Source organism: Sulfurimonas sp., from assembly GCF_027056685.1.
Classification (GTDB): domain Bacteria; phylum Campylobacterota; class Campylobacteria; order Campylobacterales; family Sulfurimonadaceae; genus Sulfurimonas.
In genome coordinates, this window is sequence record NZ_JALUKE010000093.1 from 1 (window position 1) to 12,261 (window position 12,261).

Annotated in this window: 12 protein-coding genes; 6 read left to right on the top strand and 6 right to left on the bottom strand. The window is 38.2% G+C overall.

All coding sequences use genetic code 11. The features are described 5' to 3' along the window. Positions 1-98 precede the first annotated feature (98 nt). The 6 genes from MVY38_RS04140 to MVY38_RS04165 all read left to right on the top strand — a co-directional run bounded on the left by MVY38_RS04140 (position 99) and on the right by MVY38_RS04165 (position 7,682). A complete protein-coding gene (locus MVY38_RS04140; protein ID WP_297483854.1) occupies positions 99-1,046 on the top strand; it encodes a c-type cytochrome in 948 nt (315 codons plus the stop codon). A gap of 1 nt (position 1,047) precedes the next feature. After that, complete coding sequence (locus tag MVY38_RS04145; protein ID WP_297483856.1) at positions 1,048-1,284, top strand: DUF4006 family protein; 237 nt, start codon at positions 1,048-1,050, stop codon at positions 1,282-1,284. A 107-nt stretch (positions 1,285-1,391) separates the two neighbouring features. Beyond that, entirely contained in the window at positions 1,392-2,111 is a 720-nt protein-coding gene (locus MVY38_RS04150) for a 3-dehydroquinate dehydratase (RefSeq protein ID WP_297483857.1), read from the top strand. Further along, positions 2,089-2,616, top strand: a complete 528-nt coding sequence (locus MVY38_RS04155; protein ID WP_297483858.1) for a hypothetical protein — start codon at positions 2,089-2,091, stop codon at positions 2,614-2,616. Before MVY38_RS04150 ends, MVY38_RS04155 begins: the two co-directional genes overlap by 23 nt. Positions 2,617-2,619: 3 nt before the next feature. Beyond that, entirely contained in the window at positions 2,620-4,965 is a 2,346-nt protein-coding gene (locus MVY38_RS04160) for a PD-(D/E)XK nuclease family protein (RefSeq protein WP_297483860.1), read from the top strand. Further along, positions 4,965-7,682, top strand: coding sequence for a RecB-like helicase (locus MVY38_RS04165; RefSeq protein WP_297483862.1), 2,718 nt, complete (start codon positions 4,965-4,967; stop codon positions 7,680-7,682). Before MVY38_RS04160 ends, MVY38_RS04165 begins: the two co-directional genes overlap by 1 nt. Here the strand turns inward: MVY38_RS04165 and MVY38_RS04170 are convergent. The 6 genes from MVY38_RS04170 to MVY38_RS04195 form a co-directional block, all read right to left on the bottom strand. After that, positions 7,679-8,533, bottom strand: coding sequence for an ATP-binding cassette domain-containing protein (locus MVY38_RS04170; protein WP_297483864.1), 855 nt, complete (start codon positions 8,531-8,533; stop codon positions 7,679-7,681). The two genes, MVY38_RS04165 and MVY38_RS04170, sit on opposite strands and share 4 nt — an antisense overlap. Further along, positions 8,530-9,222, bottom strand: coding sequence for a molybdate ABC transporter permease subunit (modB, locus tag MVY38_RS04175; protein ID WP_297483867.1), 693 nt, complete (start codon positions 9,220-9,222; stop codon positions 8,530-8,532). Before modB ends, MVY38_RS04170 begins: the two co-directional genes overlap by 4 nt. After that, a complete protein-coding gene (locus MVY38_RS04180) occupies positions 9,219-9,632 on the bottom strand; it encodes a TOBE domain-containing protein (RefSeq protein WP_297483870.1) in 414 nt (137 codons plus the stop codon). Before MVY38_RS04180 ends, modB begins: the two co-directional genes overlap by 4 nt. Before the next feature lie 4 nt (positions 9,633-9,636). Continuing rightward, entirely contained in the window at positions 9,637-10,392 is a 756-nt protein-coding gene (gene modA, locus MVY38_RS04185) for a molybdate ABC transporter substrate-binding protein (protein WP_297483872.1), read from the bottom strand. A 14-nt stretch (positions 10,393-10,406) separates the two neighbouring features. Beyond that, positions 10,407-11,870 (bottom strand): OprD family outer membrane porin, encoded by a 1,464-nt coding sequence (locus MVY38_RS04190; RefSeq protein ID WP_297483874.1) that lies wholly within the window; start codon positions 11,868-11,870, stop codon positions 10,407-10,409. A 30-nt stretch (positions 11,871-11,900) separates the two neighbouring features. Then, the coding region (locus MVY38_RS04195) for a transporter substrate-binding domain-containing protein (RefSeq protein WP_366939757.1) at positions 11,901-12,261 on the bottom strand (361 nt) is incomplete at its 5' end.

Here is a 12,261-nt window from a genome sequence, read left to right on the forward strand (position 1 = left end):
TTGATTATGAACACTACAGCAATATGGCACTAAAGGATGACATAGGTGATGCTCCGGTAAAACCTATGCCAGATGAAAAGAAAAAATAGGAGAGATATATGAATAAGCTTTATCTTTGGGGAATTATAATAACCGCAGCGATGCTTGGTGCAACATATATGACAATTACTTACCTAGGTAAGAGTGGTTTAAATGGTGATATCATCAATATGCTTGCAATTGCAGGTGCAGCAGCACTTGTAATTATTACAGTTTTTGTTGTTGTTAAATATGTTCGTCAAATGCAAACAGACACCGCAACTGGTGAACTTGCAGATGAATCTTGGGACAACATAGGTGAATATAAAAATCCAGTTCCATTTGGTTGGGCAGTTATATTTTTAGGTACAATAGTTTGGGGTATGTGGTATTTTACTATAGGTTACCCAGTAAATAAGTTTTCTCAAATTGGTCAATATAATGAAGAAGTGAAAGCTGATAATGCAGAATTTTCTAAAAAATATGCAAATATTAAAGGTGAGCAACTAGTAAATATGGGTGAATCAGTTTACCTTGTTGATTGTGTTGCTTGTCATGGTCTAAATGCTGATGGTAATAATGAAAAAGATGCTGCAGATTTAAATCAAAGAATTTCTGTTAAAAGTGTTAAATATGCAATTAATCATGGATTAACTGGTAAATTACTTGGAACTGAAGCAACAATGCCAAATCGTACAGGTCTTATGAATGCTAACAATAATTACGCTCCAATCACTGACAAAGAGATTGATGAAGTAGCAAATTATGTTGCTGGTGGATTTAAAGATAAAAACAGTGCTGGTGCAAAAGTATTTGCTGGTACTTGTGTTATGTGTCATGGTGCTAATGGTCAAGGTGTAGCTGGAATGGCTCCACAAATTAATGGTTGGAACTCTAAACTTGTTGTCAATGTACTTGATAATGGTAAAGTTGGAGCAATTGGAAAAATGCCTATTATGGACACATTAAATCCAAAACAAAAAGAAGCTATTGCTGCGTATGTAATGAGCTTAAGTAAAGGAGAGTAACATGAACGAAAATAGAAAAGTTTTTGCTCTTGATGGTCTGACTGGTGGTTTAATTGCAACTGCTTTGTTACTTTCAATTTTAGCTGGTTTAACTATCTGGAATATGAAAGTGCAAAAAGAAGAGGCGATGAACTTCTATAAAATTAAAGATGAAAAGACTATTGGTTCTGGTATTGGTTTTGGCTCAGGTCATACAGTATCTACAGTAGCCAATCGTATAGTTACTGTAAAACAATAAGGAGTATAGAAATGGAAAAAATTATTTCATGGGGTCTAGTAATAATGGCTGTTTATACGCTTTATGCAGTTATAACTCCAAATCATCTATTTATAGGTTAGTTTTCATTGAAGATTATAATTAGAGGGCTTAGTGCCCTCATCCTCACCCTCGTATTTCAAACACAACTCTTTGCTGAATATTTATATAAAGATGAAATTATTCATAAGCCTAAATTAACTCAAGAAGTAAACTCAATAGGTGCTGATCTCTATAAAAAGACAGGTATTTCCCTAAAACTTATTTTCTTAAAAGAGTTACCAAAAAATATGACTATGTATAAGTATGAAAAGCAACTTTTGTCCTCTTTTAAAGAGCCAACAGTAGTGTTGACATTTTCTGAAATGAATTCCATAGTTGATATTGAAACAAATGAGAAAGCTTTATATAAGTATTTTGATAAAAAACAAGTTTTAAGTCCTGTTTCATCTTATGTTCAGGGATTGATGATGGCAGCTTTTTATGCAAAAAGCTGGAAAGAAGTTAAAAGTATGGTTACAGATGTGGGTGGGAGTATTCTTCCACTTCTTGGTGGGAAAGCCCACAAAAATAATATGACAAATAAATATGCAGCTGCGCTATTTAATGGTTATCTTGATATTGCACAACAGATTGCACATGCCAAGGGTGTAAAACTTGCAAATGGGTATAATGCTGCTACAAATCAAGAAACTCTCTTTTATGTAAAACTGTTTTTCTATGGTTTTGTTTTGTATGCTATTATTATGTATATAAGAAGACAAATTTATAAAAGAAGGCACAAAAATGAAACTTTTAGAAAGTGGTAAGCTCTGGCCAATTGGCATTGCTCTTGCTATTACAGCAGTTGCTTGTTTGGGTGTTTGGACAATAAAAACAACTGATAGCGCAAGTATTCAAGAGAGTGATGCTTATATGACAAGCTATCAAACTGCTGATGCAAAAATAAATGATTTTATTAAAGCAAAAATTGCATTTAATAAAAAATATAAGCTTAAATATATAACAGAACGACTCAATACTAGTGGTTGTGATGTAATATACTCTTTAACAACTTTAGATGGGAAACCTGTTAAAAATGCTACAATGCTCTTAGCTATAAGCCGTCCAGAGATACAAATATATGATAAAAAATTAAAAAATCCAGTTTTTGAAGATGGGCTTTATGTTTTTAAAGATGTGAAATTTCCAAAGGCTGGTGCATGGACTCTGTTGCTTAAAGTAAATGTTGGAAAAAATTATCGTTTTTATGAGGTAAAAGCTGATACAAGAGTGAATCATAAGATAAGATTGAAAGAGGCATCTACATATTAAAATATGGATAATCAAACCATAATCCTCCCTTCTGCTCGTGCAATTCGCCACGAGCAGCTCTTTACAAACTCCGAGACACTTTTTTTACCGCATTACATTACTATGAGTGATTTTATAGCTAAACTTTGTATAGTTGAAGGCTATAAGTATCTTGATGATGACAGTAGAACACTTCTACTTTTAGAGGCTTCTGACTTTAAAGAGTTTGCAAACATACAAATAGAGAGAAACTTCTTTACTTTTACAAAAAATAGCTCTTATATATTTAAGTTTTTTGAAGAGTTAAGTGCAGAGCTTTATGATATATCAATGCTAAACGCAGCGGATGTTTATGCTGAGTATGAAGAGCACATTACCATCTTGCAAGAGCTTTATAAGCGTTATGAGAAGCTCTGTGATGATCGAAAATTATTAGACCGTATATTTTTACCAAAACGATACACGTTTAACACTGCATTTGCCAAAAGTCATAAAAAAGTAGAGATTTCTCTTGATGGATACCTGACAAACTTTGAGCTAGAACTTTTACAAAAAGCTGCTGCGTTTAATGAGATAACAATCAGACTCAGCACAACTGCGTTTAATGTAAAAATGCAGAGTAAACTTAGTGAACTTGGCTTTGAGTTAGAAAGTGGCTATGAGTATGAACTCTCACTCAATGAGCGAACCATTGTAAGCAAAACAAAACGAAAAAAACATTCACAAATCACTTGTCAGAGTTTTAGCGAGCCGCTTTTACAGGTGGCATTCATCAAACAAAAAATCTATGAGTTTGTAGCAAAGGGACATCGCGCAGAGAACATTGCCGTCATACTGCCAAATGAGCAACAGGCGCAAATGATACGCACTTTTGATGACAAAGCAAACCTAAACTTTGCAATGGGTGAGCCATATAGCACCACAAAACTCTACACCAAGCTAAACGCAACACTTAAAGCGATAGAGCAAGACTCCAAAGAGAATGAAGCCCGCGTTGAGAGAGTAGGGGATGAGCTCTACATAAAACTCTACTCCATCTACTACAAAAAAGCTTCTGAAGTAGATTTTACTGCGTTTATGGGAGAACTCACAGAGCTCTTTAGCTCAAAGCAGGAGATAAAAATCTATGAAGAGGAGCTTTTCAAGTTTGAAAAACTCCTCCCTTTTATGCTCGAGATGGGTGTCAAATCACTACTCAATATCTTTATGCAACGCCTCTCAAGCCGCACACTTGATGATGTACGCGGTGGAAAAGTGACGGTAATGGGAGTGCTTGAGACAAGAAGTGTCCATTTTGATGGGGTTATCATTATAGATTTTGATGATAAGAATGTCCCTAAACGCAGCGATAAAGATATGTTTTTAAATACAAAATTACGAGAAATAGCAGGTCTGCCAACCATGAACGATAGAGAAAACTTGCAAAAGCACTACTATGAGATGCTGATGTCACACGCTAAAGAGGTGGCAATTTCGTATGTGAGTTCAAGCGAGAGTTCCGGCTCACGATTTTTAAAACAGCTTGGCATACAAGAGAAAAATGAACATGATGAACTCGATTTTGCTGAGATACTTTTTCATCGTTCAAAAAGAGTGCCACAGCAAGAGCAGGAGATAGTGCAGGAGTACAGCTTTAAAAATGTAGAGCTCTCTGCAACGCGTCTGAAAACATACTTAAGCTGTAAACGCAAGTACTACTACAAATATGTGCAAAAGATTCAAAATCATAAGATTCCAAAAGATATGCCCGAAGAGTATGAGATAGGAAATATGGTACATAGTGCTCTAAAAGCGGTCTATGAGAAAAAGAGCAGTTACACAGATGCACGGGAGCTCAAGCGTGACATCGATGCGGCACTCGATGAGTATTGCGGCAACAGCGAACTTGACAAGTACCTTGTAGCGATGCAGAAAAAGCGTCTTGAACCTTTTGTACATACAGAGATAGCGCGTTTTAAACAGGGTTGGAAGGTGCACAAAACAGAAGAGCCTTTTAAAGAGCCTTTTTGTGGTATGACAATAGTCGGACAGATTGACCGCGTTGATAAACATGACAATATCATCGAAGTGCTTGACTATAAAACGGGTTCATATATGCTCAACAACAAGAACAACTTTATGGATGCCGTAGATTTTCAGCTGGAGTTTTACTACCTCTTAGCAGGAGGGCTTGGAAATGTTGAGGGGTGTGCCTATTATGACCTCAAAGAGTCAAAAATAGTGCCTGAAGCCTTTTTGTCTGAGAAGATAGAGATACTCAAATCGCACATTAAAGATCTGCTCGCAGTTGAAGAGCTCAACTTTGAAAAGACAGATGATGTGAAGCATTGTCAGTTCTGCGAATATAAAATTATCTGCGGGAGAGAGTAGTGGCTTTTGTAAACAATCTTGCATATGAAGCGAGTGCAGGAAGCGGCAAGACCTTTATGCTCGTTGTTCGTTATCTCTCTCTGCTTTTTAAAGGGGCGGATGCTTCAAAAATCTTAGCACTTACCTTTACCAACAAAGCCGCGCGTGAGATGAGTGAGCGAATAGTCGAAACTCTTGAAGAACTGCCCGAGCGTGGTGAGCTTGCAGAGATAGCAAAAGAGTGTGAGATGAGTGAGGCAGAACTGCTTGCACGCCGTAAAAAAATCCTTGCAGAGTTTTTAAATGCCAGCACAAAAATAATGACCATTGACAGCTTTTTTACGCAGATTTTGCGTAAGTTCTCCCTTTATGCCTCTTTGATGCCGGACTTTACAACCGCGAGTGAACAGCACGAAGTAAAACTGATGAGCAGATTTTTAAAAGAGGTGAGTGTCGCCAATAAACGCAGCACGCTTATAAACCTCTCACTAGAGTCAAAAAAGAGAGTCTCTGACATCTTCCGTCTGCTTGATGAGTTCTACTTAAAAAAAGAGGAGTTTTCTCACCTTACATTTGCTAAAAAATCGACAAAAGAGTATGAAGATGCAGCTATGGCAGCACTTGGCAGCTTGCAGGGCATCATACGCAACTGCAAAGGAGCGTCAAAGACCCTGCTAAACGCAGTCGATATGGCAGATTTTACAGAGTTAAAAGCGAAAACTTGGGTATATAAAGAGACGCTGGAGTATTGGGTATTTAAGAAATGTTTTACGCCTGAGATGGATGCACATCTGTGCACCATTCAAAACGCAGTGAAAGGATACGACAGAGCAAAAGAGCAGAACTTCTTCTATGCGCTCAATGAACTTGTAGATATTTATAAAAAGGCGAAAAAAGCGCTCTATGTAGATGAGAGTGAGCTGAGTTTTTCAGATGTGACACTGCTTGTTTATGAGATACTCCACCGCCTCAACGACAGCGAATTTCTCTACTTTCGACTTGATGCGACCATAGAGCATATGCTGCTCGATGAGTTTCAAGATACAAGTATCTTACAGTATGAGATACTTAAACCGCTCATACAGGAGATAACCTCAGGGCATGGCGTATTTGATGAGGGGAGTTTCTTCTTTGTCGGGGATGTGAAGCAGTCCATCTACCGTTTTCGCGGAGGGGTTTCAGCTCTCTTTGGTGAAGTGGCGCGTGAAAACGGTACTGAGGTAAAAAAACTGCTTACAAACTACCGTTCTCAAAAAGAGGTCATAGAGTTTGTAAACGCAACCTTTTTACAAAAAATAAAAAACTACACACCACAGCTTGTCCGACCTGAAGCACAGGGTGGATATGTGCAGATACGCACAAACGATGCACTTTTAGAAGAGGTTGTAGAGCAGGTGCAGCGTTTCATCTCACTTGGTGCAGATGTGAATGAGATAGCAATTTTATGTGCCACAAACGGTGATGGACAGGAGATAAAAAACACCCTTGAAGCTGCAAACATCGAGGTAGTGACAGAGACGACGACAAAGCTCATCAACCAAAGAAGCGTCAAGGCTGTTTTGGAGTACTTGAAGTATCTCTACTTTCGTGAAGATATTTACCGACATAACTTTTTTGCACTTATTGAGCGTGAGGCAGCGCCTATACGCTATGTAGATTTCAATGCTGTCAAACTTGTAGATGTAGTCAAGCGCTGCATTGATGCGTATGCACTTTTTAGCGATGATTTTCATCTTATTAGATTTCTAAACGCAGTGGCATCTTACTCCGACATCGAAGCGCTGCTTTTTGAGTATGAGCGTCTTGATATGGCTGCAGCATCGGCAGACATCAGCGGTGTGCGCGTGCTGACCATACACAAATCAAAAGGTTTGGAGTATGAGCATGTCATCGTGCTTGACAGACTCAAAAAAGCACCGCCGTCTCGTGATGCCATTATCTACAACTATGAGGGCATAAAACTGCACAATCTCTTTTTGCGCACCGCAAATAGAGAACTCATAGACAATGATTATGCTTATGCACTTGCAAAAGAGAAAGAACTTGCCCGTGAAGATACACTCAATGCCCTCTATGTCGCCTTTACAAGAGCAAGAGAAAATCTCATAATTATTCAAAAAGAGAAGGACTCTGCGTTTGAGCTTTTAGATCTGAATGATGGGGAGTTTGGAACACTCACCTCTTTGAAAAAAGAGAAAAAAGCACCAAAGCTACATAAAAAATTGCCATTTGAAAATCTTTACTACGGTACACAGAGCGACTTGCTCGCACTTGAAAATGAGGGTGAAGATGATTTGCGTGCCATCAATTTTGGACTAGCCCTTCACTACACACTAGAGATGATGGACTCTTTTACTCTTGAAGCATTACCAAACGCAGTAGATATGATGCGTAACAAATATGGCTTTGCTCTGAGCGATACGGAGATAGAAGAGATAGCAAAAAGAGTAGAAAACCTTGTGCAAAATGAGCAGTTTTTAGCCCTTAGTGATGGCGAAGTTTTTAAAGAGAAAGCACTGCGTTTCAAAAATAACCTCCGCTACCTTGACCTGCTTGTAAAAAATGAAGATGGCAGCTATACCATCATAGACTATAAAAGTTCGCTCAACTTTAGTGATAAACACCTCACACAGGTACGCTACTATGTAAACGCAGTCAAAGCGATAACCGGCGAGCAAAGAGTAAGTGGGCATCTTTGTTATATTTTAGAAGACGGGGTTCAGTTAGTTCAGGTTTAGGAATGAGAAATAGTAGGAGTAAAAGCCTTTGTACTGAGCCTTACTATTTCTCCTGTTTTTAGTGTTTTTGCCTCATTTGCACTTATAACGACTTCAACTAATTGCTGTCCAATAGCTACAATAGCGATATAAATCACATCGACCTTTTTTATCTCAAGAACTTCGCCCTCAAATGAGAACTTTTGTGAACCCTGAGTTTTAAGCAGCACCTCTTTTGGTGTGCCATCGTGGATAATTTTGCCGTTTTCAAGTTCGATGACGCGTGAGGCGAGTTTGTAAATCTCACTTGGGTCGTGGCTTACCATGATGGTGGTTGTGCCAAACTCTTTATGTAGGGTGAGAAGTTCGTTTTGAAGTTTGTTACGCATCTGCGGGTCGAGCGCTGAGAGTGGTTCATCTAGTAGAAGGATTTTTGGGCGTTTCATTAAAGCTCTTGCGATGCTTACCCTCTGTTTTTGTCCACCACTTAGAGCATTTGGGTAGCGGTTTTTCAGGGCTGTAAGTTCTGTAAGCTCAAGCAGATGTGTGGCGAGTGCTTTGTCTTTTTGGACAAACATAAGATTTTGTTCAATTGTCATATTTTCAAAGAGTGCGTAGTCTTGAAAGACAAAACCGATACGGCGTTTTTGTGGGGGAAGTGTTGCGACTTTTGAGAGCCAGCTCTCGTTTTCGACTATTATTTCCCCTTGTGCATCTTCAAGCCCTGCTAAAATACGCAGTAGCGTTGTTTTACCGCTGCCACTTTTACCTCGAAGGGCTATGAACTCTCCCTCTTTTACGCTAAACGCAGCTTCAAGGTTCATATTCTCTTCTGCCCCTTGGAGCTTTTTTTGAATGCTGAGGTGTATCATAATCCAAACCTTCTCGTCTGTTTGGCATTAAAAATGTAAACACCAAGTAGTACCACAAAGCTAATGAGTACCATTATGGCACTATAAATATGTGCGCTTGTGTAGTCCATCATCTCTACCATATCATAGATGGCAACAGAAGCGACTTTTGTCTCACCTGGGATGCTTCCACCGACCATTAAAACAACACCGAACTCTCCGACTGTATGGGCAAAGGTGACAATGATGGCAGTAAGGAGTGAGGGTTTAATGTTTGGCAGGGCTACTTTAAAGAGAGTGACAAATTTGCTTTTTCCTGCGACATAACTCGCTTCGAGCATATTTTTATTTAGGCTCTCAAAGCCACTTTGCAGGGGTTGTACCATAAATGGCAGAGAGTAAAAACAGCTTGCAACTACAAGTCCTGTAAAACTAAAGGCGAGTTTTATTCCAAAAGCATCCTCAAAAAATGCTCCAAGTGCAGAGTCTGGTGCAAATGCCCAGAGTATGTAAAAACCTAAAACTGATGGAGGCAGGACAATAGGTAGGGCAGTCACGGCTTCTATGAAAGGTTTGACTCTTGATCTGGTTTGTGAGAGATACCACGCAAGGGGCAGGGCAACACAAAAGAGTACAAACGCAGTAATGCTTGCAAGCTTAAAAGAGATAAAAAAGGGTGTAAACTCTATATGTTGCAAGGCTTCTATCATAACAATTCACCTTCTGCGAGTATCTCTTTAATGTAGATGTCACTTGCTTTTATAAGTAGAGTAATATCGTCATTCACTTTGAGTTGCATGGCATTAGCTGCGTTTAGCGTAATGATGGCTTCAAGGCTGCTTTGTAAATATGTAACTCTAACACTACAGAGGAGTTCGCCTTTTTCTATTGTTATTATTTTTGCTTCGAGTCGATTTTCGCAACTAAAAACTCCAATTTTTTCCTTAGCAAGCATAATATTTGTCGGCTTGATGGCAAGTTTTACTAGGCTTCCTTTTTTGAGAGATTCAGGCAAATCAAGACTCATCATTGTTAAAGTGTCATTGTGCGTTTTAGACTCAATAATGTTGAGGTTGTTGCGTGTGCTGATGGTAGTGATTTGTGTTTTAATGCTATTCATAATCTTATTTGTTCACAACAAATCCATATTTTTTCATAATCTTTTGTACCTTTTTTGTTTGAAAAAAATCATAAAATTGATGTGCCAGTTTGGAATTTTGACCATATTTTGTAATGGCATATCCTTGTCTGAGTGGCTCATGAAGATTGTCATTTATAAGGTAGTAGTCATGGTTCTTCGTATTTGCAATTTCTGGCGAAAGAACTAAAGAGAGGGCAATGATGCCGATGTCTGCTGCTTTAATGCTGATGTAGTTCGCAGTTTGTGAAATGTTTTCACCAAATACAATTTTAGGTTTTATCTGCTTATAAATTCCCTTACTAACAAGTGCCTGTTTTGCTTTTTGACCATAAGGAGCATGAGCAGGATTTGCAATAGTTATATGTTTTACCCAGCTTTTTGTAAAATTTTTAAAACCATCTTTTGCATTAAAATGGCTGTTTTTACTCCAAATAACTAGCCGACCGATGGCGTAGAGTTTTGGTTTTGTGCTTATTTTGCCTTTTTTGTATAAATACTCCACATAGTCCATATTTGCAGAGAAATAGAGGTCATACGGCGCACCGCGCTCAATCTGAACACGCCCTTTTCCTGAAGAGCCATAAATCATATTTATCACTGCATTTGGATGGGCTTTTATAAAATCTGATTTAACAGAATCTAGTGCAAATTTCAAGTCACTTGCTGCAAAGATGGTAATTTTATCGCCAAACGCAGCACTTGTGAGCAAAAGAAGTGTAAGTAGTAGTTTTTTTAACATTTTTTCTCCATAAATTAAAATAGATAATCTAATTCAAAACGAGAATCAAGATAATTAGAAATAGGCGCAGCGCTGCTAATAAAATCTCTCCATCCTAAACGCAGTCGATATTGAAATTGCGGTGCGCTTGGTAAGTTTTGAATAATTCCTGCATAATAGAAAAGGCTGTCTGTCTCTGCTTTGCTTTTATCCCCATCCATATACAAAACAGAAGTTTGTAAAAATGGTGTAGTGTAAATCCCTTTGCTGTTTGCCCCTTTTACAAGTTCAATGCGGTAACTTTTAACATTTGCGCGCCAGTTATACATTCCCATTGAACGAGTGTAGCCAGCAGTTGGAAATCCTCTCCAAGGTGTAACAAGGTCGGCTTTGTTAAAGACTCCTGTATAGGCAAGGTTGATGCGGTAATCTTTTATACGCGCTACAACTCTAGCACCAAGCATCGCTGCGTTTAGAGAGTTGGCATCTTTGTACCCGTTTAGACCTATTTTATAGAGTGAAGCACCACCTACTTTTCCTGCACCATTGTCAAACTGCTGAATGTAGCGTAATCCTGGAGTGATGCTAAACCCATCAAATGCGATTTTGTAATTCGCTTCGCCCATTACTTGCGAGAGAAGTTCTGGAACAAGGTAGGAGGAGAAATTGAGTTTAAGATTTTTTATAGAGCTATTTTGTGCATCAAGAACTATAAGGGGTGCATCGGTCGGCTTACCTGCTGCTTTGAGTGCTGAGTAGCTAAGTCCTCTGTGCATCGCACCATCATCATTTTGACTCCATTGTGGCTTGATGTGTGAAGAAGAGTTTGCATCGCCGTACATCAAAACAGAGTGTGAGTCTGTATGGTCACGCAGTTTTTGTTTTTGTAAGTAGGCAAATTTGATTCGTGTTTTTTTCATATCTTTTGAATCAAGCACAACTCCATCAAAAGTGTTTGGAATCATCTTTGTGTCATTACTCTTTGTATAAAAAGTCTCTACAAGTTGTCGACCGAGCGTAAACTTCGTTTGAGAATAGGTATAAGCCATGTTGGCTTGTCCAAGAACAGCCATAGATTTTGAGCCGGTATTTACATAATTGTAACGGCTAAAAGTGTCTTTTGCCGCTTTTAAGGAGCCTGCAGGGTCATTTTTATCGACAAAAAATGCTTGAGAAGCATAAAGACCAAGTATTGTATCAAAACCTTTAAAGTGCGCACTTTTAAAGACAAAAGAGCCACCCACTGAGCCAACAGTTTGTGTGTAGTGGCTAGAATCGGGTTGTTTGTATGCAAAGTAAAAGTTGTTTGAGCGAAGTCTGCCGTAGAAGTCTCCTTGGCTAAACATATCGTGAAATGAGTCTACACTTTTTTGTTTGTTATATATAAGTAAGCCATTGTTTTTGAGAGCATGTATCTTTTCATTATTAGTATGAGCAGATAACAAGGTAGCAATAAAAGATATGAGTAAAAATGTTGATGTTAATTTGCTGTAAGCCAACTTCTATCCTTAAACGCAGTAATAATTGTCTTACAATAGTACACTTTTATTTATTAAATCATAATCAACACCTTTTTCATAATTAATAGAAATCCATCTGTTTAAAATAGCCTGTTTTTCATCTGTGTTTAAAGAGTTTACCGCTTTTTGAAAAATACTAAAGAGTGTTTTATCATCATTTCTAACTCCAACTCCAAGCCTCCAAAACTCATCAAATTTACCGGCTATTTTAAGCTCACCGATAAACTCTTTTTGAAACATGTGCCCGATACTAGGAAGAGTACCTATGTATCCAAAAAGTTTACCTTTGTTTACTCTGTTTAGTCCATCTCTTATATTTTCTACATCAATAAAATTTAGGTTTGGATATTTACCTTGTAATATTTCACTG